Origin of the sequence: Roseburia sp. AM59-24XD, assembly GCF_003478445.1 — a bacterium.
Classification (GTDB): Bacteria; Bacillota; Clostridia; order Lachnospirales; family Lachnospiraceae; genus Jutongia.
In genome coordinates, this window is the sequence record NZ_QUET01000012.1 from 20,003 (window position 1) to 45,937 (window position 25,935).

General features: G+C 47.4%; 21 protein-coding genes. 4 read left to right on the top strand and 17 right to left on the bottom strand.

The genetic code is table 11. The features are described 5' to 3' along the window. Nucleotides 1-65 precede the first annotated feature (65 nt). From DXA20_RS07285 to DXA20_RS07310, 6 genes are all read right to left on the bottom strand, one after another. Nucleotides 66-1,598, bottom strand: a complete 1,533-nt coding sequence (locus tag DXA20_RS07285) for a flagellin N-terminal helical domain-containing protein (RefSeq protein WP_118559815.1) — start codon at nucleotides 1,596-1,598, stop codon at nucleotides 66-68. A gap of 21 nt (nucleotides 1,599-1,619) precedes the next feature. Continuing rightward, nucleotides 1,620-3,566 (bottom strand): flagellar hook-associated protein FlgK, encoded by a 1,947-nt coding sequence (flgK, locus tag DXA20_RS07290; protein ID WP_118559816.1) that lies wholly within the window; start codon nucleotides 3,564-3,566, stop codon nucleotides 1,620-1,622. Between the two features lie 10 nt (nucleotides 3,567-3,576). Then, a complete protein-coding gene (gene flgK, locus DXA20_RS07295; RefSeq protein WP_118559817.1) occupies nucleotides 3,577-5,493 on the bottom strand; it encodes a flagellar hook-associated protein FlgK in 1,917 nt (638 codons plus the stop codon). 118 nt (nucleotides 5,494-5,611) lie between these two features. Further along, entirely contained in the window at nucleotides 5,612-6,127 is a 516-nt protein-coding gene (locus tag DXA20_RS07300; protein WP_022306612.1) for a flagellar protein FlgN, read from the bottom strand. A gap of 19 nt (nucleotides 6,128-6,146) precedes the next feature. Continuing rightward, complete coding sequence (gene flgM / locus DXA20_RS07305; protein ID WP_118559819.1) at nucleotides 6,147-6,425, bottom strand: flagellar biosynthesis anti-sigma factor FlgM; 279 nt, start codon at nucleotides 6,423-6,425, stop codon at nucleotides 6,147-6,149. 128 nt (nucleotides 6,426-6,553) lie between these two features. Beyond that, a complete protein-coding gene (locus DXA20_RS07310) occupies nucleotides 6,554-7,810 on the bottom strand; it encodes a diaminopimelate decarboxylase (protein WP_118559820.1) in 1,257 nt (418 codons plus the stop codon). A 208-nt stretch (nucleotides 7,811-8,018) separates the two neighbouring features. Between DXA20_RS07310 and DXA20_RS07315 the strand changes: the two genes are divergently transcribed. Together DXA20_RS07315 and DXA20_RS07320 are read left to right on the top strand one after the other, a co-directional pair. Next, a complete protein-coding gene (locus DXA20_RS07315; protein WP_118559821.1) occupies nucleotides 8,019-10,034 on the top strand; it encodes a DNA gyrase/topoisomerase IV subunit B in 2,016 nt (671 codons plus the stop codon). A gap of 14 nt (nucleotides 10,035-10,048) precedes the next feature. Further along, nucleotides 10,049-12,307 carry a DNA gyrase/topoisomerase IV subunit A gene (locus DXA20_RS07320; RefSeq protein WP_118559822.1) on the top strand — a complete coding sequence of 753 codons (2,259 nt, stop codon included), beginning with the start codon at nucleotides 10,049-10,051 and terminating at the stop codon, nucleotides 12,305-12,307. A gap of 71 nt (nucleotides 12,308-12,378) precedes the next feature. Here the strand turns inward: DXA20_RS07320 and DXA20_RS07325 are convergent, their stop codons facing one another. The 5 genes from DXA20_RS07325 to DXA20_RS07345 form a co-directional block, all read right to left on the bottom strand. Beyond that, complete coding sequence (locus DXA20_RS07325) at nucleotides 12,379-13,257, bottom strand: LysR family transcriptional regulator (protein ID WP_118559823.1); 879 nt, start codon at nucleotides 13,255-13,257, stop codon at nucleotides 12,379-12,381. A gap of 11 nt (nucleotides 13,258-13,268) precedes the next feature. Then, nucleotides 13,269-14,210 (bottom strand): thiamine pyrophosphate-dependent enzyme, encoded by a 942-nt coding sequence (locus tag DXA20_RS07330; protein WP_118559824.1) that lies wholly within the window; start codon nucleotides 14,208-14,210, stop codon nucleotides 13,269-13,271. Nucleotides 14,211-14,261: 51 nt separating this feature from the next. Further along, nucleotides 14,262-15,440, bottom strand: a complete 1,179-nt coding sequence (gene porA / locus DXA20_RS07335; RefSeq protein ID WP_118559825.1) for a pyruvate ferredoxin oxidoreductase — start codon at nucleotides 15,438-15,440, stop codon at nucleotides 14,262-14,264. Next, entirely contained in the window at nucleotides 15,430-15,681 is a 252-nt protein-coding gene (locus tag DXA20_RS07340; RefSeq protein WP_118559826.1) for a 4Fe-4S binding protein, read from the bottom strand. Before DXA20_RS07340 ends, porA begins: the two co-directional genes overlap by 11 nt. A gap of 164 nt (nucleotides 15,682-15,845) precedes the next feature. Further along, nucleotides 15,846-16,451: a 2-oxoacid:acceptor oxidoreductase family protein gene (locus DXA20_RS07345; protein ID WP_022306621.1), complete on the bottom strand. Its 606-nt coding sequence runs from the start codon at nucleotides 16,449-16,451 to the stop codon at nucleotides 15,846-15,848. Nucleotides 16,452-16,762: 311 nt separating this feature from the next. Here DXA20_RS07345 and DXA20_RS07350 point away from each other — a divergent pair, with 311 nt between their 5' ends. Further along, nucleotides 16,763-17,200 (top strand): GatB/YqeY domain-containing protein, encoded by a 438-nt coding sequence (locus tag DXA20_RS07350; RefSeq protein WP_022306622.1) that lies wholly within the window; start codon nucleotides 16,763-16,765, stop codon nucleotides 17,198-17,200. 19 nt (nucleotides 17,201-17,219) lie between these two features. Further along, nucleotides 17,220-18,479, top strand: a complete 1,260-nt coding sequence (locus DXA20_RS07355) for a glycoside hydrolase family 27 protein (protein WP_118559827.1) — start codon at nucleotides 17,220-17,222, stop codon at nucleotides 18,477-18,479. 87 nt (nucleotides 18,480-18,566) lie between these two features. On the opposite strand, the gene DXA20_RS07360 is transcribed toward DXA20_RS07355, so the two are convergent. The 6 genes from DXA20_RS07360 to DXA20_RS16150 form a co-directional block, all read right to left on the bottom strand. After that, nucleotides 18,567-19,055: a deoxycytidylate deaminase gene (locus tag DXA20_RS07360; RefSeq protein WP_022306624.1), complete on the bottom strand. Its 489-nt coding sequence runs from the start codon at nucleotides 19,053-19,055 to the stop codon at nucleotides 18,567-18,569. A 97-nt stretch (nucleotides 19,056-19,152) separates the two neighbouring features. Continuing rightward, entirely contained in the window at nucleotides 19,153-21,147 is a 1,995-nt protein-coding gene (locus tag DXA20_RS07365) for an alpha-amylase family glycosyl hydrolase (RefSeq protein ID WP_118559828.1), read from the bottom strand. Between the two features lie 56 nt (nucleotides 21,148-21,203). After that, nucleotides 21,204-22,892 carry a bifunctional diguanylate cyclase/phosphodiesterase gene (locus tag DXA20_RS07370; protein WP_118559829.1) on the bottom strand — a complete coding sequence of 563 codons (1,689 nt, stop codon included), beginning with the start codon at nucleotides 22,890-22,892 and terminating at the stop codon, nucleotides 21,204-21,206. A gap of 113 nt (nucleotides 22,893-23,005) precedes the next feature. Continuing rightward, the gene (locus tag DXA20_RS07375; protein ID WP_118559830.1) at nucleotides 23,006-24,922 is read right to left on the bottom strand and encodes a diguanylate cyclase domain-containing protein; all 1,917 of its coding nucleotides are present in this window, start codon (nucleotides 24,920-24,922) and stop codon (nucleotides 23,006-23,008) included. Nucleotides 24,923-24,978: 56 nt separating this feature from the next. Continuing rightward, a complete protein-coding gene (locus DXA20_RS07380; protein ID WP_118559831.1) occupies nucleotides 24,979-25,746 on the bottom strand; it encodes a CPBP family intramembrane glutamic endopeptidase in 768 nt (255 codons plus the stop codon). Further along, nucleotides 25,743-25,892 carry a hypothetical protein gene (locus DXA20_RS16150; RefSeq protein ID WP_158577163.1) on the bottom strand — a complete coding sequence of 50 codons (150 nt, stop codon included), beginning with the start codon at nucleotides 25,890-25,892 and terminating at the stop codon, nucleotides 25,743-25,745. The genes DXA20_RS07380 and DXA20_RS16150 overlap by 4 nt, the downstream gene beginning before the upstream one ends. Nucleotides 25,893-25,935 lie beyond the last annotated feature (43 nt).

The window sequence follows — 25,935 nt, forward strand, 5'->3', positions numbered from 1 at the left end:
AAAATAATACCACGTCTCACTCCATTACCGGGCAATTTGCAACGATCTGCTTTCAGCCCATCATATTAAATATAATCCAACAATGTATTGCCAAGGATCTTTGATGTGGCTGTCAGAGCATACTGATGCAGATTGTCTGCCTGAGTCAGATTGATGTAGGCATCCGAAATATCAACATCCTCATTGTTGGAAAGCTGCTCTTCAACATCAACCTTCTGATCTGCAAGCTTATCGGATGTAAGCTTCAGACGATCATAGCGCGTACCGAGATCTGCCACTGCAACATTCAGCTTCTTCTGTGTTGTATCTACCATGGTCAGTCCCTTGCCAAACGCCTCGGTCATCACCGTGACACGAAGAGACTTCTCCGTCTCCAGCGACTCCTTATACGCATTGAGCTTCTCTAACTCATCCGGATCCGTGGTGTTGGCGATCATCTTGTCTGCATTCGCAATGCGGCTCTCCACCTCATCGACATCGGCGATCGCATTGCTCAGATAATCGATCACACGGTAAATATCCGTATCAATCGCATCTCTCGCCTGTGTATTCACAGTCATATTCTGGCTGAAGTTTACTTCATACTTGATCTCCTGTCCATCCGGATCCGCGTATGTTGTCTCCTTCTTGGAAACCTTATTGTAGCTCTGACACTCGAAGTACATCTCCGGGCGTATATCGCTCTTGTCAAACTCCGTCTTGCAGTAATTTGCCTGGAAATCGGCCTGATTCTCCTGAATCTCTGTATAAACATTCTTGCCAATCAGCATCTCTCCGGTATCATAAAGATAAATGACCTCATCATCGCCAACCTCATAGGCATTCGCATCCGATGAAGCCCTTGTCACCGGGTTATAGACCTCCTCGACATTCTTTCCGTCAGCGCCCTTATAGCTTGTCGTCAGTGTCACATAATTTTCTGCTGCATCTTTGCCATCCTTGACAGAAGCATAGGAGACCGCGGAACAATTCTTATATGCAAGCTGAACTTTATAGAAGGATTTCTTCTCAATGGCAGCCATCTGGTCTGCATAATTCTGCGCATCTGCTCCTTTCTTGTACTCCACCGTACCGGTAACAACATTGACCGTTCCGATATCTGTGTACTTGAAGTTCTCCTTGATGTCATATGCCAGATTCTTCGTGGATTCATCAAACAGAAGTGATGTGTCCGTACGATAACCGGTAAACACATATCTTCCGGAATAATCCGCATTTGCCTCATCCTCAAACACAGAGGAAACATATTGCTTTAATACGGATAATACGGAATTACGCTCGTCCTGCGCCAGATAGTCATTGGCACCCTGATCAAGATATCCCTTCATGTTGACCAGAATGGAGTTGATATTCTTCATGGCAGACTCTGTCGTATCCATCCATGAAAGACCGTCCTCCACGTTCTTCTCCACATACTGCTTGATCTGGGATATGGTACTACGGTACTTTAAGGAACGTACTGCCACCGTCGGATCATCCGATGGTCTCTGGATCTTTTTCTCGGAAGTAAACTGCTCCTCGTATTTCAAAAGACTGCTCTTGGCATTTCCAATATGCGTCTGCGCACTGTTGGATATCATTGAATTGGTTACTCTCATATTTCACACGCTCCTTCTGTCTTATACACCTGTTGAATTGATCAGGCGGTCCAGTACCTCATTCATTACCGAAATGACACGATATTGATATTTCAAAAGATTCTGATACTCGATCATGTTCTTTCCTTCTTCGTCTTCATCAACGCCGGACTTGGATAAACGGCGGTTCTCGACCCCATCCACAATATTCTTGGAATTGGTGGTGCAGTCATTGATCTTTGTACCATCGACACCGACTGCTGCCGTCATAATCGCAAGGAAGTTGGATGGCATTCCCTGCTTGAACATAGTATTATCCTCCCGCAGTGCCGAAAATCTGCTGAGATTATCAAAGGAAGCTACACCGGCATTGGCTTCCGTAGAAAACGCCAGCTTCTTTCCATCGCTCAACACATCCTCCGATACCTGTACATTTAATGCGGTCATGCTGTAGTAAGACAGCTTCTGTCCTTTCTGCGTCTTCGAAGAGAAGGTATAGACCACATCCGCGCCGGCAAGACCCTTCTGTGCCTCGCCGTTCAGATAATAACAGCCCTCCGTCTTATTGTACAAAAGCTCTGCCATCTCATACTCTGTTCCATCCGCAAGCGGAGCCGCCACGAAAAGATCACAGCCCTTTTCCTGATAAAGATCATATCCGGTATTCTGGATCTGATTGACATTGGCAGAGAAGGTACGCACAAACTCATTCAGCTGTGCCATATAATAAGGAATGCCTCGAAATCCAACATCGTCTCCGATTGTGGAGGTAGTCTTGTCTCTGTTCAAGGCGGTTTCTAAATGACCACTCTGTCCTTCATTTAACGACTTCTTTAAAGTAAATGTATATTCATAACTTCCATCGGCGCTGACAGATACCTCAAAGGAATCATATTCAAATTCATAATTGTAGATCTTAAGCTTTCCGTCGCTCTCCGGAATATTAAGCTTCGACAGATCCCAGGAGCTGTCACTGCATGCGCCGTCAGCCTGGGAAGCCTTCAGCGTGATCGTTCCCGCTTTTTGTGCAGAACCCTTTGTATATCCGGTCAGCGTTGCCGAAAAGTTCTCGGAATTATTACCGTCTCTCATCTCCAACAGTGCCTGCAGCTCTCCTCCGAGAATGCTGCTGCGCATATTGAAATCCTGTCCGTTCTTCCAGCGAAGTTCATAAAGACCATCGTAATCCGTCTGGTTGTCCTTGGTCGTTTTGGCCACAAGCTCGATCTGATTCGTCATATACGTATCGACAAGTACACTGTCACCGATAAATACAAGAAATTCTTCTGTGCCCTGTCCGTCTTTCGGGACAGATGTTTCGACCTCCACATCAACCAGAGCAGAAAGATCATCAATCACCTTTGCTCTCTGGTCTCTCAGATCGTTTGCAGAACCACCATTTACCTCCAGTGTATTGATCTGCTTATTCAGGGAAGCAATCTGTCCGGCATAGGAATTGATCTTGTCCACGGCGCTTTTCACCTGTGCATTGATCTCCTTCTGTGCCGTCTGCAGATTATCGGCTGTCTCACGGATAAAATTCATCAGCGTATCGGCGGATCCGGATACCTGACGACGCATCGTGGTATCAGATGCATCTGTTGTCTGCTGCGTCACGGTCTTAAAGAAATCATCCAGTGCATTGGTAATACCGCCGGACTCTGCATCCTTTGAATAAAGATATCCCTGAATATCCTGCAGATAATGATCTAACGTACTGTATCTTCCATAAACCGAATTGCTCTTACGGTACTTATAGTCATAGTAATCATCACGGCTGCTGACAATATCCATAACCTCCACACCGGTACCAAGCATACCGTATGAAGTGCGCAGACTCAGCGGAATCCCTGCCTTCTGCTCAACAGACTGCTTACTGTATCCCTTGGTGTTGCGGTTGGAAATGTTATGCGCCGTTGTATTTAAGCCCATGTTATAGGCATTCATGCCCGATGTCGCTATATTTAATCCAAAAAATGTAGATGGCATATTCTTCCTCCTATCCGAGTCGTTCGATCAGCGTCTCTAACATACTGTCGATGGTATTAATATAACGGGACGCCGCATTGTATGCATGCTGATACTTCATCATATTGACAAGCTCCTCATCCGAGGAAACACCGGCCACCTGCTGCCTCTTGTCCTCTATGCTCTCCGCCAGAGACGTCTGGTAATCGACCATGTTATTCCAGTCGTTTCCGCGAATGCCAAGACCACCGATCATATTGGTGTAATAATCGTCGAAATTGTAGGATGCCTGTGAGTTCGGATCAAGAACTCCCAGATCCTCATCCCAGGAATGTAAAAGATCCTGAAACAGATTCTGTCCGAATGCATACGCTCCATCCAGTCCCAGCTCCGGATTCGCCTTAACCTCCAGCAGGGAGTAATCGGCGGTCAGCTCCTTGTTGATCACCATACTGTTAAGCGTGTACATCCAGTCGATATCGCTTTCATTCTCTTCATTATACAGATACAATGTATATGTCTCATTGCCGTCCGCATCTACGGTCTTTTGTGCCAGTGGAATATCGTTGCCGTCCGCATCCTTTCCATAAATCTGTCCGTTCAGGGTAATCTTCTGATAACGGTCGATCTGACCTCTTGAAAATACCTCTGTGCCGATTGTCTCATGATCATCCGCTCCGACCGGACAATTGATCACATCCAACACCTTGTACTTTCCGCCGGTAAGCTTTGTCATATCAAAGGCTTCCCCGTCTGCAGTCGTACCTGTCGTTACTGTACCAAGATTCACTTGATTGCCCTTAATCTCGATATTGGGCGCAAATGCATCATTGATCTTTGTCACAACATTATGGATCAGACGGTCAAACTGTGCCTGGATCTGCGTAATGATCGAATTGCCCGTTGTATTATTGTAAGCGGAAACCGCCGCCTCGTATTTATTCTGTGCAACCTTGTATGCGGTCTCGTCAAACACACCCTTGTTGTCAATGAAATCCTCTTTCTGCGGCTGATCCGGAATATCCGAGTAGTTAGCGATTTTAAGACCTCTTGCCGTCAAGATACCACGCAGAGAGCCGACATCAGTCTTTCGCTCCGTGGAATATGCCTCTGAGGTATCAAACGCATCACCATATCCGTTATCCATCCAGCGCACCGTGTAGAAGCCATTCTCCGGAATCTTCTCACAGCCAAGATGATAGCTGACTCCCGCATCCACAAACAATGCATTCTCGATATACACCTGAATGCTGCCCTTCTCATCCTCCTGATAATTGAAGTTCGTGTAGGTTGCCAGCTCATCCAGAAGAAGGTTTCTTGCATCACGGTAATCGTTGGCATTCTCCACGCCGCCTGCCTCGATCTTCGCAATCTCCTTATTGTAATAAGCAATTGTCTCGCCAATCGTATTGATCCGGTCGACCTGATCACTGATCTCCTTATTCAGACTGACCTGATATGTATTGAGCTGGGTGTAGATGTTCTGTGCCGTCTCCAGGAAAGACTCTGCCGTTGAAACAAAAAGCCGTCTCTTGGTGATGTCCTCCGGATTGTTTGCCATCTCCTGCATCACATTCCACAGAGACTGGAGATTATTACGAAACTCCATGCCCTCCGTCTCGCCGAAAATATCCTCGATCTCTCCAGATGTCTCTGACAACTTCTCGTAAAATGCCTTACGTCCTGTTTCCAGATGGTACTCCTTGTCCAGAAACGCATCCCTGATCTGGCGGATGGCAGAAACGGTTGTTCCAAGTCCCGTCTGGATCTGTGAGCCATCGACTGCCACCTTGACATTCTGGTAATAACGATCCGTCTGTATATTCTGCTGTCTCGTATATCCCTTTGTCTTGACATTGGCAAGATTATGGGATGTGGTATTTAATCCCGACTGGGCTGTGTGAAGCCCAGACACACCGGTATTAAAGCTGGTAAATAAGCTTCCCATACGATTACCTGCACCTTTCTATCTCTATCTTAAATTCTCCCTTATAAATGGAAAAAGCGAATGCCTCCAGCGCCCAAAATCATTGGTCTGAACCAGCGAAAGTGCTGGTTCGGAATAATTACTGCTTGGCATCAAAAGCGCCCGGCCCCATATCGATCCCGTAGCTGCTTGACGCATTGCGGTTGTAATTATTGCTCCCCGGTGACATCCGTGTACTTTGAATAAAATTCATATTGAATTCAATCATTTCAAGGGAATTTTCGATTAATTCTTTATTGCGCTGATTGACATTGACAAGCTGCTGCATCACCGGCTTCAGTGAATCATGAAGCTCGCTGAGCCGTTTCTTCTCTGCAGGCTGCCTCGCCATCAGCTTTGCCAGTGTTGTAAGATCCAGTTCCTTTGGATCCCTGTTTAAAACAACACCGATATCCGCGATGATCTTCTCCCGCTTCCTGTCTGCTGCGTATGCCGCATCCAGCAGGCTCTGCTCCTCGTCCGTAATCTTCTGAAGCTCCGGCAGATCCTCCCTGATCAATATTGCCGTCTTACGCTCGGAGATAGGGATCAGCTTCTCGTAGATCTCCTTCTCCTGTCCGAGAACAGTAATCAATTCTTCCATTAAACTCGCCAATGGGTTACCTCATTCCTCATCAGATGCTAGAATCAAAAAACTTGCTCACAACAGAATCTGCAATCTCCTGAGCAGACACATTGTAGCTGCCGGATGCAATCTGTTCCTTTAATGCTGCAACCTTCTCCTCTCTGATGTCAGGAGCTGCTGCAAGTGCCTTCTTCGCAGTCTGGTAATCCTTGCCTTTGCTGGATACCGTAAACTGATCCCTTACAGTGGTTTCGCTTTTCTTTGCGACCTTCTGCGGTCTGGATGCCTGATAAATCTGACTGACCTGATTATATGCATCAATTCTCATAAATATCACCACCTAAATTTATACATTTTCATGATCTCTATATGTGTATCGGAGTTTTTTGCAAAAAATTTAACACCTTTTTGAAAAAAGGTGTTAAATTTGAAACATTATTCCATTGGAATATGATCTTATTTCAGAATATCACAGAAATCAAAAGTTGCAAAATAGTCAGCCGGCGTTTCTGCACGACGGATCATCTGCACACTTCCATCTTCCTTCAGAAGAAGCTCTGCAGAACGAAGGCGTCCATTGTAGTTATATCCCATTGCAAAGCCATGTGCTCCTGCATCATGGATAAACAGATAATCACCCATGTCGATCTTCGGAAGCATACGGTCAATGGCAAACTTATCATTGTTCTCGCACAGAGATCCCGTTACATCATACTTGTGATCGCATGGTGCATCTTCCTTTCCGAGTACGGTAATATGATGATATGCACCATACATTGCCGGACGCATCAGATTTGCCGCACAGGCATCTACACCAATATATTCCTTATAGATATGCTTCTCATGAATCGCCTTTGTTACAAGACCTCCATAAGGTGCCAGCATGAAACGACCAAGCTCGGTAAAGATCGCAGCATCACCAAGACCTGCCGGAACCATGATCTCCTCAAACTTCTGACGCACACCGTCGCCGATGATCTCGATATTATTTGGCTCCTTATCCGGTGTATATGGAATACCTACACCGCCGGAAAGATTGATAAATGCAATATCTACACCGGTCTTTTCCTTTAACTCAACAGCAAGCTCAAACAGAATACCTGCCAATGTCGGATAATAATCGTTGGATACGGTATTGCTGGCAAGGAAAGAATGGATACCAAAACGCTTTGCGCCAAGCTCCTTCAGACGCTTAAATGCCTCGATCATCTGCTCCTTTGTCATACCGTACTTGGCATCTCCCGGGTTATCCATGATATCTGTTCCAAGTTGGAATACTCCACCCGGATTATAACGGCAACAGATCGTCTCAGGAATGCCTGCACAGTCCTTCAGGAAATCAATATGTGTAATATCATCCAGATTGATAAATGCACCAAGCTGCTTTGCCTTTACATATTCTTCTGCCGGTGTCACATTGGAAGAAAACATAATGTCACTGCCTGAAAAACCGCACTTTTCAGACATCATCAATTCTGTCAGGGATGAACAGTCAACGCCACAGCCTTCCTCCTGAAGAACCTTCAGAATGAACGGATTCGGTGTTGCCTTTACCGCAAAGTACTCTCTGTAGCCTTTATTCCATGCAAATGCTGCCTTAAGGCGTCTTGCATTCTCTCTGATCCCCTTTTCATCATAAATATGGAAAGGGGTCGGATATGTCTTTGCAATCTCCTCGACCTGTTCCTTCGTCACAAATGGTATCTTTTTCATCCGTAAAACTTCCTTCCTTTATATAATTGCACGCTTAACAAACACGGAGAAGCATTTCATTCATGCTCCCGCATCATAATATACCAAAAACATTCTCCGCTTGCAAGATAAAACACGGGCGGATCATGCGTTTTGTTGCTTTTTTTTCATTTTTATGGTATGGTGGATGACGAATGTATGTTTGCACGAAACAGAAAAGGAGTACAGTATGAGTGAGTATACCGGAAAAGAAATCGTAGTATTGGAAGGGCTGGAAGCTGTCCGGAAACGTCCCGGCATGTATATCGGCTCCACCGGTTCCCGCGGTCTGCACCATTTGATCTGGGAGATTTTAGACAATTCCATTGATGAGCAGCTTGCAGGCTTTTGCAGCGAGATACATATTACCCTGCAAAGGGACGGTGGCATCTGCATTGAGGATAACGGACGAGGCGTCCCTGTAGACATCCATCCAACCCAGAAGATCCCTACCGTTCGCGTTGTCTATACCGTTCTTCATGCCGGCGGCAAGTTTAACAGCACGGTATATAAGGTATCCGGTGGTCTCCACGGCGTTGGTTCTTCCGTGGTCAATGCCCTCTCCTCCCATATGATCGTAGAGGTCCGCAGAGACGGGAAGCTTTACCGCGATGAATACCGTGATGGAGGACATCCCGTGACGAAGCTTGAGGGCGGTCAGCTTCCTGTCATCGGCAAGTGTGCCAAATCCAACACCGGTACAAAGGTCATCTTCTATCCGGATGCCGAGATTTTCGAGACGATCACCTTTAAACCGGATGTCATCAAGAAAAAGCTCAAGGAGATTGCTTTTCTGAATAAGAACCTAAAGCTGATCTATACGAACGAGGCAGAGAACGAAACCATCACCTATCAGGAGGAGTTTGGTATTCAGAGCTTTGTCAGCTATATCAACCGCGATGCCGTCACACTTCACCCGACACCGATATATATTGAAGGAACCAGCGGCGATATTGAGGTAGAGGTCGCATTTCAGTACACGACCAGCTTCACGGAGCAGATCAATCCATACTGTAACCGTATCAACGTTGTGGACGGCGGTACTCTTGTGACCGGCTTTAAAACTGCTCTCACCCGCGTGATGAACCAATATGCCAGAGAGCTCGGCATACTGAAGGATAAGGACGAGAACTTCGACGGCAAGGACATCCGTAACGGTCTTGTTGCGATCATATCCATCAAGCATCCGGATCCGCAGTTCGAGGGCCAGACGAAGACAAAGTTAGGCAACACCGACGCCAAGACTGCCGTGGATGATGTATTCAGCACCGAGGTCCAGCGCTATTTCGATAAGAATGTTGAGATCCTGCGTACGATTCTCGAAAACTCCATGAAATCCTACAACGCCCGTAAGGCGGGCGACAAGGCAAGAACCGCTGTCTTAAAACAGCTCAACGATGTCGACACAAAGAGCAAGCTTGCCGCCTGCACCTCCCGTAAGCCGGAAGAATGCGAGGTCTATATCGTTGAGGGAGATTCTGCGGGCGGTACTGTTAAGACAGCCCGTAACCGCAAGACACAGGCTGTACTTCCGCTGCGTGGTAAGATCCTGAACGTCGAGAAGGCAACGCTTGAGAAGATCCTTCTGAATAATGAGATCAAATCTATGATCGCCGCTTTCGGCTGCGGCATTGGCGACGATTTTGATATCAGTAAGCTCCGTTATGATAAGATCATCATCCTGACCGATGCCGACGTAGACGGAGCCCATATCAGTACACTTCTGCTGACCTTCTTCTACCGCTTTATGCCGGAGCTTATTTACGCCGGCAAGATATACCGCGGTCTGCCGCCTCTTTACAAGGTCGACTATGAGACAGTCAGCCAGGCAGCAAAGCAGCGCGAGGAGGATATCGCGCTCGGACTGATCTCGCCGGATGAGGAGCCGGACGAGCCGGTCACCACAAAGAAAAAGGGCAAAAAGAAATTATCACGTTATGTTTTTAACGATTTTGAGCTGGAGAAGTTCCGCAAGAACAAATCCTACAAGATCACGGGTATCCAGCGTTACAAAGGACTTGGTGAGATGGACGCAGAACAGCTCTGGGAGACAACGCTCGATCCGGAAAGCCGTATCCTTGCCCAGATCTCGATCAGTGACACGGTCGATGCCGATGAGGTAACCACCACACTGATGAGCAGCAACGTTCCACCGAGACGTGAATTTATCATGTCTGAAGCCAAATACGCCAATCTTGATATTTAAAATGAGGTATGATTATGAAAACAACGGATTCATCCATTATACAATTAGACTTTTCTGAGGAGATGCGCAACTCCTACCGCGACTACGCCGTGAGCGTTATCATCGCCCGCGCGCTGCCGGATATCCGGGACGGCTTAAAGCCTGTTCAGAGACGTATCCTCTACGCTATGAAGGAACTTGGTCTTGCACCGGACAAGCCACATCGTAAAAGTGCCCGTATCGTCGGTGATACGATGGGTAAGTATCACCCACACGGTGACAGCTCGATCTACGATGCACTGGTACATATGACAGAAGATTTCTCTCTGTCGATCCCTCTGGTAGACGGACACGGTAACTTCGGTTCCATTGACGGTGACAGTGCCGCAGCGATGCGATACACAGAGGCACGTCTTTCCTTCGGAGCCATGACAATGCTAGACAATCTCGATAAAGGACTCGTCCCGTTTGGTCCAAACTTTGACGAAAGCGAGAAGGAGCCGCTTGTACTTCCTGCAACTCTTCCGAATCTTCTGTTGAACGGTACGACCGGCATCGCCGTTGGTATGGCAACCAACATTCCGCCACACAACCCTTCCGAAGTGATCGATGGCGTGATCGCTTATATGGATGACCCGGATATTTCCACCTATGAGCTGATGCAGTACATTAAGGGTCCCGACTTCCCGACCGGAGCGATCATTACCAATGCCGATGACATCCGCACGATCTATGAAACCGGCGAAGGTAAGCTAAAACTTCGCGCCAGAACCGAGATTGAGGACAGCGACTATGGCCGTAAGAACATCGTGATCACCGAGATTCCATATACCGTCGCCGGCAACAAGCAGAAACTTTTGGAATCCCTTGTGACTCTCACGAAGGATAAGGTTTTTGATGAGATCTATGACGTCCGCGATGAATCCTCCAAGGAAGGTATCCGTCTTGTCGTTGAGGTCAAGAAGGACCGCAACGTCGAGAACCTTCTGAATGGTCTTTACAAAAAGACAGCACTGGAGGATACCTACGGTGTCAATTTCCTTGCTGTTAAGGACAAACAGCCGTTTACATTCACGTTGAAGGGTGTGATTGATGAATTTGTTCACTTCCAGGAGGAGCTTTACACAAAGGAATATGAGCATCTTCTTGCCAAAGCAAAGGATCGTCAGGAAATCGTCACCGGTCTGATCGTTGCCACAGATGTGATCGATCTGATCATCGAGATCCTCCGCGGCAGTAATTCCGTTAAGCAGGCGAAACTCTGTCTGACATTCGGCATCACAGACGGTATCAATTTCCGCAATCCGGATTCTGAATATCAGGCACAGACACTTACCTTCACAGAGAGACAGGCAGATGCGATCCTCGCGATGCCACTCAGCCGCCTCGTTGGTCTTGAGCTGATGAAACTGCATCAGGAGAATGAAACACTGCTTGCCAACATCGCCGAGTACGAAGATATCCTTGGCAGCATCCCGAAGCTTCACAAGGTCATCAAAAAGCGTCTGACGACCTACAAAAAGCAGTTTGGCAGACCGAGACGCACCGAGCTTTGCAATATGACGGTTGCCAATTATGTGGAGGAGGTCAAGGAGGAGGATATCTATGTTCTGGTTGACCGCTTCGGCTATGCCAAGTCCATGGACAGTGCTTCCTACGGTCGTCTTGCTCCGGAAACCCTGCAGGAGATCCCGCATACGGTTATGATGAAGAATACCGACAAACTCTGTGCCTTTACCGATCAGGGCAATATGTACCAGATCAAGGCAAAGGATATCCCGAAGGGCAAAGCCCGTGACAAGGGTACTCTCGTCCATAATCTCTGTAAGATGAACAACGAGGAGAATGCTCTGTTACTCATCTCCTTCGAGGAGCTTTTCAATTCGCAGCTCTTATTCATCACGAAAAAAGGCTTCGTCAAACAGGTATCGGGCATTGAGTTTGAGACAACCAGATATATGGTCAATGCCTCCAAGCTTGACAAGGATGACTGCCTGATCGCTGTAGATCAGGTTATGCCGGAGGATGCAATCTTCGGCGACCGCAAGGTTATCATGATCACGAAGAAGGGCATGTCCCTTGGATTCCCGCTGGCAGAGGTCAACGAATTCAAAAAAACAAGCCGCGGTCTTAAGGGAATCACACTTGCCGACGGCGATGAAGTAATGTACGGTGCCCTGGTACAGCCTGACACCGACATCAAGGTATTCGATGGTAAGAAATATAATGTCAAAAAGATCCGGCTCCGCAAACGAAACGACAAACCGATGAAGAGCCAGATCCTTGTAAAGTGATAAAGAAAAGATGTGTCCTAAAAAGTGGACACATCTTTTCTTTTTGGATGATTCAATTTTGGCAAATTCTATCAAAAGTCTTCCCGATAATTTTCGAGAATGTGATTATACATGGAACGCACTGCCGGTGCCATAAACTCCGGATGAAGCGTTGCAAGCCCGATCACGCGCTCTGCATACGGCTGAACCGGATAACAGTCTACCTCATATGGAATATCGCGCATAACCATCTGCGGCATCAGACAGATTCCAAATCCGTTCGCAACCATCGCAATGGTCGACAGATCATCTACCACATGATAATTTGACTGCACATTTAACGAATTTTCTTTAAGGAAGTTCTGGATATCTGCATCAGTTGACTCTCTCTGAGTCACAAACTGATGATTCTGCATCTCCTCGATATCCATAAAATCGGACTCCTTCTGCTTCTGCATTCCTTTCGGCACAATACATAACAGAGGATCTCTCCACAATGGTTCTATCGGAATATCCTTTGCACTGGAGGTTGACAAAAATCCGAGATCAACGACTCCGTTTTTCAGCCAGTAGACCACATCATCATATGTTCCCTGAAATACCTCGATCTCGATATCCGGGTACTTCTTCTGAAAGGAACGCATGATGTCCGGAAGCCAGTTGGTACATACACTCGAGAAGCAGCCAAGCTTCACTTTTCCGCGCTTCAAACCATTAAACTCAGAGACTGCCTGCTGCAGGCTCTCATCGCTGTTTAATACGGCATTCACATAGGGGAGCAAATGCTCCCCGTAATTCGTCAGTGTCACTCCGTTTTTGCTGCGGTTTAGAACGGTAAAGCCAAGTTCTCCCTCCATCGCGGAAACAGCGTGGCTTATAGCTGATGGTGTCAGCCCAAGAATATCCGCTGCCTTGCGGAAGCTTCCCTGCTCTGCCACCGTCTTAAATACCTGATATGTCAGAAGTGTCATGATATTCCTCTCTATCTAGCACATTTGTACAACAGATCCTCCCAGCGTCTGTCAACTTCCTCCTGGAACTGTACGATCAAATCCTCGTTTCCCTTCTTGAACAGATGCTTAAATCTGCCCTGTGGACGAAGGAAATCCTCGATCGGCAGCTTCTTCTTCGGCTCATAGGTCAGCTTCCACTTGCCATGATCCACCTCAAACATTGGCCAGTAGCAGGTATCTATTGCCAGCTTACAGATCTTCATGATATCCGGCGTGTCGTATCTCCAGCCTCGCGGACATGGTGTCATGATATTTAAGAAGGAAGGCCCCTCTGTGTAGATTGCCTTGTTGGCTTTGCTATGAAGATCTTTGAAGTCAGCAGTAAATGTTGTCTGACCCACATAAGCCACATCATGGTCTGCAATAATGCTTGCCAGATCCTTGCGGTTCTGCATCTTACCATCGGACTGCTTGCCAACCGGTGTTGTCGTTGTATCCGCATACATTGGTGTTGCAGAGGAACGCTGGATACCGGTATTCATGTAAGCTCCATTGTCATAGCAGACATATACCATATCGTGACCACGCTCCATTGCTCCTGACAGGGACTGGAAGCCAATGTCATATGTACCACCGTCACCACCGAAGGTAATAAACTTAAACGTTGCATCCTCCGGAAGCTTTCCTCTCTTTTTCAATGCATTGTAAGCTGTCTCCACACCGCTTAAGGTTGCTCCGGCATTCTCAAAGGCGTTGTGGATGTAGCTGTCCTCCCATGCCGTGTAAGGATACATGAAGGAGGATACCTCCAAACATCCTGTTGCATTACCGATCACGGCATGATCATCCTCATGCAGCGCACGAAGCACCGCACGGACAGCGATTGTTGCACCACATCCGGCACACATACGATGTCCCGGTGCCAGACGCTCCGGTTTATTCATTATATTTTTCAAACTGTAATCGCTCATATTTTCCCTCTTTCTGCTGTTTCGTCTTATGATTTACAGATCCGGCTGCGATTAACGCAGACGGATATACTGGAACTGTTCAATCTCTTTGCCATTGACTACGGCATCCTCCAGCTCCTCAAATACATGAACCGCATCGCTGACGGTAAAATCACGCCCTGCCAGTCCATAAATATAATTGACTGCCTCGATCATCACCTTATGACGGAACAGACCTGCAGTTACCTCACTGCCAAGAGGTCCTCCGTTGCCGTTGTAGCTCTCGCAGCGGTCAAGGATTGCAACTGCCTTGCAGTTCTTTAACGCCTCTGCAATCTCCCTTGCCGGAAACGGACGGAACACACGAAGCTTTAAGACACCGACTTTCTTGCCCTGCTCACGCATTTCATCCACTGCCTGCTTTGCCGTACCTGCGGCAGATCCCATCAACAGCATGATATAATCCGCATCCTCTGTGCGATACTCCTCAAAAAGACCAAAGCCTCTTCCGGAAAGCTCCTTAAACTTCTCTGCCACCTCCAAGATGACCTCCTTAGAATTTTCCAGTGCGATCTCCTGATTCTTCTTGGCTTCCATCGCATAATTGGAAATAGAATACGGTCCGACGGCGATCGGCTTGCCCGGATTGAGAAGATATTCCTCCGGCTCATACTCGCCAACGAAATCCTTGACAAGCTCATCCTCGAGAAGCTCGATATTCTCTACGGCGTGGCTTGTAATAAAACCATCCTGGCAGATCATGATCGGCAGATGTACTCTCTTATCCTCCGCGATCGGATATGCCTGAATGAAGTTATCATACGCTTCCTGATTATTCTCTGCATAGATCTGGATCCATCCGGTATCTCTTGCTCCCATTCCATCGGAGTGGTCACAGTTGATATTGATCGGTCCGGAAAGTGTTCTGTTGACTAATGTAAGTGCTAACGGCATACGATTTGATGCAGCCAGCAAAAGCTCCTCCCACATCAGCGCCAGACCTGCGGAAGAGGTGGCTGTTAAGCTTCTTGCACCTGCTGCCTCTGCTCCTATCGCAGCACTCATGGAAGAATGCTCACTCTCCACCGGAATAAACTCTGTATCCATCTCTCCATTTGCAATATAGGTTGAAACCATCTGCGGAATCTCTGTAGATGGAGTGATCGGGAATGCCGGCATAACATCCGGATTCACCTGACGGATGGCGTAAGCCACCGCTTCATTACCTGACATACGTTCCTTAATTGCCATTTACGTTGCCCTCCTTCATCTCGATCGCACCAAACGGACAGACTCTCTCACAGATGCCGCATCCCTTGCAGTGGTCGTAATCAAATGCCCCTCGCTTGCTGTCCTTTACCGGAATGCTTCCATCCGGACAGACCGGCGCACAAAGCAGGCACTGCTTACATAAATCTTCATGAAAGATCGGTGTATTTGTTCTCCATTCACCGGTCTGAAACATCTTGGATGTTCCACCGGCAAATACCATCAACCTTCGGTCAGTTCGGTATGCGGAGATTTCTCGTTTATCTTTGTAATATCTGTTCTCATTGTATTCTCCATTTCGTTAATGTTTATGATATCGGCAGCAAAAGACATTCCGCCCTCAACGGATACCACAGACTGCTGTCTGCTTTTGTACCCTGTTTCCTGTTATGCTGAAATCTGATTATCTTCCTCGATAGCTGCCTCAACCACGTCATATGCACACTCAAGCGCCTTCATATTGCCCTCGATCACTTCCGGCTTCTTGGCAAACTTGTGCTGGTAAGAGGCTCTCATCTCATGGATGAACTTCTCTCTCGGCATGATGTCACTGACTGCAACGGCTGCTGCAAGCATCGGTGAGTTCGGGAAATTCTTGCCGAGTGTCTCTACAGAGATTTTTCGTGCATCGACCGTGTAAACTCTGCCCTCATAGCTGCCCAGCTCGTCCATAACTTCCTCTCTGGACTTCGGTGTGTTGATAATAATGGCACCGGTCTTCTTAAGACCTGCAGTCACGTCAACAGACGCAAGAAGTGTCTCATCAACCACAACCACATAATCCGGATGATATATATTAGAATGAACACGGATCTTGTCAGAGCTGATACGATTATATGCCGTGATCGGCGCTCCCATTCGCTCCGGACCGTACTCCGGGAAACCCTGTACATTCTGTCCTGTCTTGAATGCAACATCTGCCAGCAGAAGCGCTGCTGTCTTTGCTCCCTGACCACCACGGCCATGCCATCTGATCTCAATTCCATTTTTCATGCTGATAACCAAACCTTTCTATCAATTGATAAACTCTCTCAAATCTGCTGCTTCATTGACAAAAATGATGCAACATTAACTATTATATATGGCTCAGGCAAATTGTAAAGCGAAAATGCTTAAATTCATTCACTTTATAAATGAATAAGTTTCATTTATTTCTTTGAAACAGATATTTCCGCCCCAAATGTACAAAATCAAAGTTCAAAAAAGCTATACGATTTCAGACTGTTTTGTTATAATAGACACAGAAAAATTATATGCCGTCTGCCAGAAAAGACACCGGCTTATGCATTTAAGGAGGTTATATCATGCAGTTTAAAACATTACAGCAGGCGATGATCGCCGCAATGAAGGCAAGAGAGAAAGAACGTAAGGAGGCTATTTCCGTACTGGTATCCGCGGCTAAGAAGCTTGCGATCGATGAGGGATGCCGTGATGACATTCCTGAGGAGTTAGTCGACCGCGCAATCCTTAAGGAGATCAAGAGTGTCAAGGAGCAGATCGACACCTGCCCTGCTGACCGTACCGATCTGAAGGACGAGTATACATTTACCCTCTCCGTCATGGAGGAGTATGCACCAAAGCAATTATCTGAGGATGAGATCCGTGCAATCATCATCGATAAGTTTACCGATGTGATTGCTACCGGCAACAAGGGACAGATCATGAAGGCTGTTATGGGTGAGCTGAAGGGCAAGGCCGACGGCAAGGTGATCAATCAGGTCGTGACAAACCTTTGCAAATAAAAGAATCGGAGGATTATCTATGAATCTACAAACCGCACCAATGGGCTGGAACAGCTGGGACTGCTATGGTGCCGCTGTCACGGAAGATATTGTCCGTGACAACGCAGCCTTTATGGCAGAGCATCTCAAGCAGTACGGCTGGGAATATATTACCGTGGATATCCAGTGGGCAGAACCAACGGCACAGAACCATGAATATCATCCGTTTACAGAGCTTTGCATGGACGAATATTCCCGCCTGATCCCCGCTGTTAACCGTTTTCCTTCTTCGGCAGACGGTAAGGGCTTCGCTCCGCTGGCAGAGTATGTTCACTCTCTCGGCTTGAAGTTCGGTATCCACATTATGCGTGGAATTCCACGTCAGGCCGTTCATCAGAACACGCCGATCAAAGGAAGCACACAGACCGCCAGACAGATTGCCAAGACAGACAGCATCTGTCACTGGAATACAGATATGTACGGTGTCAACCCGGATGCCGATGGTGCCAAAGCATATTACGACAGCCTGTTTGAGCTTTACGCTTCCTGGGGCGTTGATTTTATCAAGTGCGATGACATCGCAAGAGAGCTTCCTCATGAGGAGTCTGAGCTGATCCTTTTGTCTCAGTCGCTAAAGGATTGTGGCAGAGACATGGTCTTAAGCCTGTCACCGGGACCGGCTCTGATCGAGAAAGCTGAGCTTTATAAGCAGACATCCAACATGTGGCGTATCACCGATGATTTCTGGGATTCCTGGCCGCAGCTTTATGATATGTTTGACCGTGCAAGGCAGTGGTGCATCCACACCGGCCATGGCTGTTATCCGGATGCGGACATGCTGCCGATCGGTCCGATCAAGCAGGACTATGACCCGGCTCTTCGCACCGAGTTTACGCAGGATGAACAGATCACAATGATGTCTCTGTGGAGCATCTTCCGCTCTCCTCTGATCATCGGCGGTGAGATGACCGGATTTGATGATTTCACAATGGGACTGATCACCAACGAGGAGATTCTGAAAATGCACCGCAATGCCCGCCATTCCCACCCGGTATGGCAGAAGCTGATCGACGGCACCGAACACATCCTCTGGACCGCTGTCAGCAGCGAGGGCGGACAGTATGCCGCTATCTTTAACACCGACGAGAAGGACAGTGAGATCCGGATTCCACTGGAGGATCTTGAAATCTACCATCCGGTACGATCCACAGAGCTTTGGAGCGGACAGACCGCCGAGGCAATAGAGACGATCAATGTCTCCTTGAAAAAGCACGGAGCTGCTGTTTTCTATTTAAGTTAAGGAGATACAAGCATTTTCCTTGACATGTAAGAACAAGAAGCGCGAAACAGTTTGAAATTGTTTCGCGCTTCTTATTCTTACATGCCATTAATATCCGCGGACACCGTCCAGGGAATCGTCATGGTCGATCCATTCCTGCACCATGATCTCTCTGTAATCATCCTGCGTATCACGGATCACAACCTTTTCAATGCCTGCGTTAATGATCATTTTCTTGCACATCGAGCAGCTGTTGGAGTTTTTCACATAGCGTCCGGTTGCCACCTCGCGCCCGGACAGATAAAGCGTACTCCCGATCATTTTCTCACGCTCCGCACTGATGATCGCATTGGCTTCTGCATGAACGCTGCGGCAAAGCTCATATCGCTCTCCTCTCGGAATCTCCATTTCCTGACGGATACATCTTCCCAGATCACTGCAGTTCTTCCGTCCTCTCGGCGCTCCCACATAACCTGTAGAAATGACCTCGTCATTCTTGACGATCACCGCACCGTAATGACGTCGCAAACAGGTTCCCCTTTTCGATACGACATCTGCCAGATCCAGATAATAATTTGTCTTATCTCTTCTTGCCATATTTACCAAGCCTTTCCCAAAATCTGAAATCTCCCAGCTATATTCAAAGCAAAACTTCTTACTTGTATTGCCTCAGTGCTTTCATCATATCACCCGGTTACCGGTCAACAATCTCAACGATATTACCGTCCGGATCTGCCACACATGCGGTAAACTCGCCCCACTCATTGCCAGCCGGTCCGGTCACATGCTGTGCACCGCAGCCGAGACATTTCTGATATAAACTCTCCACATCTCCGGTCAGAATACGCAGATGGAAATGATTCGTCACACCACCGCCATAACCATAACCACGGCAGGTAAGACGCTCATAATCTCTTCGTCCAACCATCGTAAGCACCATATCATCTTTCTTACAATACGCTCTGCTTCCCTGCTGTTCCATCTCAAAGCCAAGTGCATTACGGTAGAAATCCATCATCCGTCCCATATCCTCTGTCATCAGAATGATTCCTGCTATTTGAGGAGTGTTCTGTGTGTCCGTATTTTTGGACACTACGGCCTGTCCCGATACATTTTGATCAGCCTTGCTTTCTACGGCTTCTGCGTTTTCCACTGTCTCCTGTGCAGCTTCCGTCTTACCTGCTGCATCCTCCTGCGCATTTTCATTATCTTCACAGGCTGTCACCGGGTTCTCCTGTCCATTCACCGACTCTGTATCTTGATTCGCAACTGTGCCCTCCGGCTGCGTGGACATCTCTGTCTTTGAGACAGGCTGCGCGTTCCACAATCCATCATCTGCCTGCTCCGTCTCTCTCTGTCCAACATATAGTACAGTACCTGTATTGGCAGGCAGCGTCACACAAAGTCTTCCATCCTGAAGTCTGACATTCTCTGCACAACCAAGCAGGTCTGTAACCTTGCCGTCCACCGGCACGCCAAACTCCAGCACTGCCGTATTATCATCACAATTCAATGCTGTCACCATACAGCTTCCGTCTAACACTCTGCCATATGCAAACTGGCGGTTGGTCAGATGCAGTTCCTGATATGCTCCATCGGTCAGCTCCGGATATTGCTTCTTCATTGCTCCAAGCTTCGCACAAAGTGCCGTCACCGGATTCTTCTCTACGGTGTCCACAAAATCGGACAGTTCCAGATACGGACGTAAATTCCAGTCAGAGCCCTGCTCCTTCTTTCCTTCAATGCCAAACTCAGATCCATAATAAACAGAGGGAATTCCATACAACGTATAAACCAGAAGTGTTACCAGCTTTAGGTGCTCCTTCTGATTCAGCTTCGTATAAATCCTCTCCACGTCGTGATTGTCCGCAAAGGTATACAGACGGCTGCCACGGCAGATGTCATTTAAACGTCGGATCGTATGAGCGATCTCGAAATAATTGTGATCATTGTGACCGGAATAAAGTCCTTTATGCAGTTCATAATTTGTGACACAATGAAGCGTCTGGTCATTGACCCATCTGCTGTAATCGCCATGGATCACTTCGCCCATCAGCCAGAAATCCTCCTTCATCTGAGCAGTCTCATGACGCATTCCCTTCATGAAATCAAAATCAAGCACATCTGCCGCATCCAGACGGATTCCATCGATATCAAACGTATCGATCCAGAAACGAATCACATCATAAAGATACTGCATTACCGCAGGATTACGCTGATTCAGCTTCACCAGAAGATTGTAGCCGCCCCAGTTCTCATAGGAAAAGCCATCGTTATACTCATTATTGCCACCAAAATTCACATTACAGAACCAATCACGGTACTGGGAAGTTTCACGGTTCTTCTGCAGATCCTCAAAGGCAAAGAAGCGTCGTCCGACATGATTAAACACACCGTCCACAACGACCTTTACTCCCATATCATGACAATAGTCCACAAAGTCTCTGAAATCCTCATTGGTACCAAGGCGGATGTCCACCTTCTTGTAATCCGTTGTCTCATAGCCATGTCCCACCGACTCAAAAAGCGGTCCGATGTAAATTGCCGTAAAGCCCAGATCACAGGCATGCTTTGCCCACTGTTTCAACTGCCCGAAATGGCTCTCTGGGACTCCTGTGTTCTCTTTGCTGCATCCGCAAAGTCCCAACGGATAGATGTGATAAAATACTGCACTGTCATACCATGCCATAGTTTTCCTCTTTCTGCGCTCCCTGCGCGCTTTATATTATGTAGTTCATTCTGTCATTAAAATACTACCGGCTGATCGAGACATTTCTGCTCAAACTCTTCTGCCGGAACCGGCCGGGAGAAATAATATCCCTGAATATAATCCGGTTTCAGACCAAGGACACATTTAAAATCCTCCTCCGTCTCCACACCCTCATAGCACACAGTCAGATTCAGAGAATGTGCCAGCTCGGTAAACTGCTTCACCACAAGATAATCATACTTGCTGTGTGTGATATTCCGGATAAAGGACTGATCGATCTTTACCAGATCAAACGTCATATCCTTCACATAGCGAAGATTCGAATAGCCTGTGCCGAAATCATCGATTGCTAACGGGATGGATTCATCCTTAAAGGAACGCAAGACTCTTGCAGCCACGCCGCTCTCAATCTCTCCGCTCTCCGTCACCTCGATCATCAGAACGCTCTTGTCCACATTGAGCGTATCGATCAGAAACAGAATATCCTGCAGTGCATTACTCTTCTTAATCTGCACAAAGGAAAGATTTACATTCATCCGGAACCCCGGCACAACCTTCTGCCACTTCACACACTGCTGTATTGCCGTCCGCGTGATCCAGCGCCCCAGCGGAATAATAAGACCTGTCTCCTCCAGCATCGGAATAAACTGTCCCGGTGACATGAAACCAAACTTCTTGCTGTGCCAGCGGATCAATGCCTCGGCTCCAAGGATCTTTTTCTTTGCAATATTGACCACCGGCTGATAGTACAGTTCAAAGCCCTGAAAATCATTTTCAATGTCCTTTCGAAGCTCCTCCTGAACATCCAGCGCATGGACATATTCCTCGTAAACGGCATACGAATATCTCATACAGTTATTCTTGCCGCTGATCTTCGCCTGATGCAATGCAAAGCCAACATACTCGATCAGCTTTCCGACATCCCGGTCCTCCTTATGGAAATAAACACTTCCGGCAGAAATCGTGAAATAGATCATATGACCGCCCTCTGAAAAAATCTGGTCGATCTTATCACGGATTTTCTTGTACAATGCTTTAGCCGGATCCTCTTTCTTCTCATGAAAGATCCCCGGAACAAGGATTGCCATCTCATCTCCGCCCATACGGTATACCTTGCCGGTATCTCCGACAACCTTTTTGATACATTCTGCCATATTCAGCAGAACCTCATTGCCGACCTCACTGCCGCATTTCTCATTGATCTCCTTGAAATTATCGATACCGATCTGCAGCAGATATCCCTCCAGCCGATCCTCCTCAGACATTCTCCGAAGCTGATTCTTCAGGGAATGTTCCCGGTACAGACCGGTCACACCATCAATCTTACTCTTCTTGCCGATATCGGTAATTCTTCCGATCAGAAATTCCGGCTTTCCATCTGCGTCATTGACAACCTGTCCACGGCAGGATATCCATACCGGCTTTCCATTCCTTCCTACCCATCTATATTCCATATCATGTTCTGTTGACCGTCCGGTAATAATATCCTGCAGATTCTGCTCCAGCATCGGATAATCCTGCGGATATACGATACTTTCCAGTGCTTTAAACGCATTCGACATCTCTGTCGCTTCAAACGGAAAAATCTTAGTTGCACTGTCCGAAATCATATACCGGTTGTTCTGCAGATCCAGTACAAACAAATAATCATCCGTGCATTTTCCGAGAACAGAAAACACATGACTGTACATTTGCATTTCATCGCTGACTGTTTTATCTCCCATGACAACACCCGCCTTTCCTCACCGCACAGACATTGCGGTATTTATTTAATTCTTCTTCATAAGTTCATTGATTCAGAATCGTCCCTGCCCATCCAGCGTAAGCCCTGAACCCTTTATACTCTGCGTCTTGCCCGTATGCTATGATGTCTCACCTTACAATCATACATATTATCATCCGCCTTCTTCATCAGCTCGTCGATATCATCTACATCATGGATCGGCTCCAGGATCACGCCCGTGCTTGCTCCCAGCTCATACGGCTTATTCTCTGCCTGATTCCAGTCATCGATCCACAGTAGCAACCGCTTCTGAAAGCCTGCCACAAAGTCCTCCGGAACCTTTCCTTCATTCCAGAGACAGACTGCGACATACTCGTCTCCGCCAAATCTCGCACAGATTCCATTGTCTCCTGCCGCCTCGACAAGTGCATCTGCTACTGCCCGGATCGCAACATCTCCCTCTCCGTGGCCATGTGTGTCATTGATGCTCTTAAGATGGTCCAGATCCACAGATGCAAGAAAGATATAGCATTTCTTTCCTTTTAACGACTTCATGCGGCTTGCAAGCTCTCCATAAAAGCCCCTGCGGTTGTACAGCCCGGTCAGCGAATCCCTGATATACATATCATATAGCTGCGACTGGTTTCTGACAATACCAAGGATCTGAGACATTGCCATCATAAAATCCTTCAGGCGCTCATAATCAAACTCCTTATCACTGCATTCCAGCGATATATAACCATAAACCTCATTCTGCCAGTGCAGCGGAAGATACAAAAGCCTGTCCGTCTTCTCAAGGATCTCCTGCGGGATCATATCAATGCTGTGGCTTTTCACTTTAAGGAGCGGAAGTGACGTCTTTCCGTCCCTCTGTTCCAACAGAAGAAGAATATCATCCTTCCGGAAACCCTTCGATATCGGTATATCCGTGTGACGACAGAAGTATTCATTCACAAACACCTGACAGTCTCCATCTATCATATCCGGCGCACATTCCGGAAAACGCTTCAGAACATCCAGCATAGAATGTCCCTCCGTCATCTCTGTCATCATCTCGAAGATCCGGTCAATGTGAATCTGCTTTCTGTCGATACGGTCATTTAACTCCAGTACATACTGATTCGATGGCTGGAAATGGATCGGTGCGCAGCCACAGGATTCTCCCCGCAAAATATGAAATGGCACCAGCACGGACTGTGGTGCCGTCTCCGGATCCGTCTCGACACGTTTCACAATATGCATAATCTGCTCTGCAATCTCCTCCTGATCAACACGTCCGGTCGTCAGCCTCGGAATGCAGTATTTAATTAGCTCAATGCCATCAAAACCGGTCACGATCACATCCTCCGGCACATGATAACCGTTCTCCTCCAGCACATCGATTACCGCCAGTGCCATTGTATCATTGGCGCAGATGATCGCATCCGGGAAATCGTCTGTCCTCTCCATCCACTGTTCACAGACGCGGCGTGCCGGCTTTCCCCAGAAATCACCATACGCAATATGCTCCTGCACTACCGGCATACCGTTTTCCTCAAGCACCTCAACAAAAGCGTCCAGACGCTCCTCCGAAAAGGCATTGCCCTTAAACCCTGCCATAAAATACGGATTATGTCTGTGATGCCCCTCGATCACATGACGCACCAGCCGCTTAAAGCAGGACAGATAGTCCAAGCGAATGTTGAAGCATTTTTCCAGCTCGTAATCCACCGTGATCACCGGTGTTCCAACCGCTACCGCTTCATCGCGCAGTCTCAGTAACAGCTCCCTGTGCAGAATCGTCTGCCCCATGAGGATCAGTGCCTTCAGATCCTTCATCGGAATATTCTCAAAAATGGATGCCTCACCATTGGAATGCGGTGTCGGGAAATCCATCTTGGCAAAGCAGCCAAACACCATAACCTGATAACCATTTGCTCTGGCGCACTGATATATGGTATGTGTCAGACCGGACACCTCATGATTCTGAAGCTGTGAAACGCAAATGCCTATAATATTTGATTTTCTCGGATTGTTATTCTCATTTTTCATTTCAGCACTCCCTGCCTTTGGTTTTGCTTATCATTCAGTATATCATAATTCATCATTTATTCCAATGTCTGTGATTCTTCGGACATTACCACATGATACTGATGCACATAATAGCGGAAGCCCAGAATAAAACAGATCACTGCCGCTGTCAGGATATAGATCGCCGTCTTCCGGTAGAAGTCCTCTGCATATACTGCCAGAACACTAAGTCCGATCGAGGTCGCATTAAATATAATATGTGTGATCATCGAACCGATGATACTTCCTGTCACCCTCACAACCATTCCCAGTAAAATACCAAGAACAAAAGCGTACAAGCCCTGGATCACATTCAGATGGAAAAATCCAAAAAGTGCTGCCTGCATGACATTGGCAACCCAGAACGGAAATGCCGGCTTTAAGCGGTCTAAGATCACGCCGCGAAAGATCAGTTCCTCCGCCACCGGTCCGGCCAGCATAACATACGGCACGGTCAGAATACTCGCTCTGAAATCAAGATTGCCCATCAGCTTCTGATAGGAAACAAATGCATCCGGAAACAACGTTGCCGCCGCACTGACGATCACATTAAATACCATACAGGCACCAAAGCCCAGTGCGATCGCACATGGAATCCTTGCTCCCTCAAAGGCCTTCCGGTAGGAAAACGGCCGCTCCCTCCAGGTCCAGCGGTAATACAGGATGCCGCACCACACGATCGCCCCCACTGCATAGACCAGAGAAATGATCATGGAGCAATCACCCAGCGACCCCATCAGAAGCTTTGACAGATCTTCTCTCGTCCTTCCCTGCACAAACAGTACATACACTCCTGTTACGATCATGCAGAGCTAGATGCGACAAACTGCGTCACAAATGCCCCCAGCAATACAAGCAGTGCGTGAAACACTGCCGATACACGCAGCCGTTTCAGAAGAACCGCTGTCTCCTTTCCCTCCGTTTCTCTTTGTCTGATATCTTTCTGATCCATTCTATAACCTCATTTCTGTCGGTGATGCCACAATACCTTCAAA

Excerpts from the sequence above, each read along its gene's own strand:
- DXA20_RS07285 (WP_118559815.1), bottom strand. The coding sequence starts at position 1,598 with ATGAGAGTAACCAATTCAATGATATCCAACAGTGCGCAGACGCATATT.
- flgK (WP_118559816.1), bottom strand. The coding sequence starts at position 3,566 with ATGCCATCTACATTTTTTGGATTAAATATAGCGACATCGGGCATGAAT.
- flgK (WP_118559817.1), bottom strand. The coding sequence starts at position 5,493 with ATGGGAAGCTTATTTACCAGCTTTAATACCGGTGTGTCTGGGCTTCAC.
- flgM (WP_118559819.1), bottom strand. The coding sequence starts at position 6,425 with ATGAGAATTGATGCATATAATCAGGTCAGTCAGATTTATCAGGCATCC.
- DXA20_RS07310 (WP_118559820.1), bottom strand. The coding sequence starts at position 7,810 with ATGAAAAAGATACCATTTGTGACGAAGGAACAGGTCGAGGAGATTGCA.
- DXA20_RS07315 (WP_118559821.1), top strand. The coding sequence starts at position 8,019 with ATGAGTGAGTATACCGGAAAAGAAATCGTAGTATTGGAAGGGCTGGAA.
- DXA20_RS07320 (WP_118559822.1), top strand. The coding sequence starts at position 10,049 with ATGAAAACAACGGATTCATCCATTATACAATTAGACTTTTCTGAGGAG.
- DXA20_RS07325 (WP_118559823.1), bottom strand. The coding sequence starts at position 13,257 with ATGACACTTCTGACATATCAGGTATTTAAGACGGTGGCAGAGCAGGGA.
- DXA20_RS07330 (WP_118559824.1), bottom strand. The coding sequence starts at position 14,210 with ATGAGCGATTACAGTTTGAAAAATATAATGAATAAACCGGAGCGTCTG.
- porA (WP_118559825.1), bottom strand. The coding sequence starts at position 15,440 with ATGGCAATTAAGGAACGTATGTCAGGTAATGAAGCGGTGGCTTACGCC.
- DXA20_RS07340 (WP_118559826.1), bottom strand. The coding sequence starts at position 15,681 with ATGGTATTTGCCGGTGGAACATCCAAGATGTTTCAGACCGGTGAATGG.
- DXA20_RS07345 (WP_022306621.1), bottom strand. The coding sequence starts at position 16,451 with ATGAAAAATGGAATTGAGATCAGATGGCATGGCCGTGGTGGTCAGGGA.
- DXA20_RS07350 (WP_022306622.1), top strand. The coding sequence starts at position 16,763 with ATGCAGTTTAAAACATTACAGCAGGCGATGATCGCCGCAATGAAGGCA.
- DXA20_RS07355 (WP_118559827.1), top strand. The coding sequence starts at position 17,220 with ATGAATCTACAAACCGCACCAATGGGCTGGAACAGCTGGGACTGCTAT.
- DXA20_RS07360 (WP_022306624.1), bottom strand. The coding sequence starts at position 19,055 with ATGGCAAGAAGAGATAAGACAAATTATTATCTGGATCTGGCAGATGTC.
- DXA20_RS07365 (WP_118559828.1), bottom strand. The coding sequence starts at position 21,147 with ATGGCATGGTATGACAGTGCAGTATTTTATCACATCTATCCGTTGGGA.
- DXA20_RS07370 (WP_118559829.1), bottom strand. The coding sequence starts at position 22,892 with ATGGGAGATAAAACAGTCAGCGATGAAATGCAAATGTACAGTCATGTG.
- DXA20_RS07375 (WP_118559830.1), bottom strand. The coding sequence starts at position 24,922 with ATGAAAAATGAGAATAACAATCCGAGAAAATCAAATATTATAGGCATT.
- DXA20_RS07380 (WP_118559831.1), bottom strand. The coding sequence starts at position 25,746 with ATGATCGTAACAGGAGTGTATGTACTGTTTGTGCAGGGAAGGACGAGA.
- DXA20_RS16150 (WP_158577163.1), bottom strand. The coding sequence starts at position 25,892 with ATGGATCAGAAAGATATCAGACAAAGAGAAACGGAGGGAAAGGAGACA.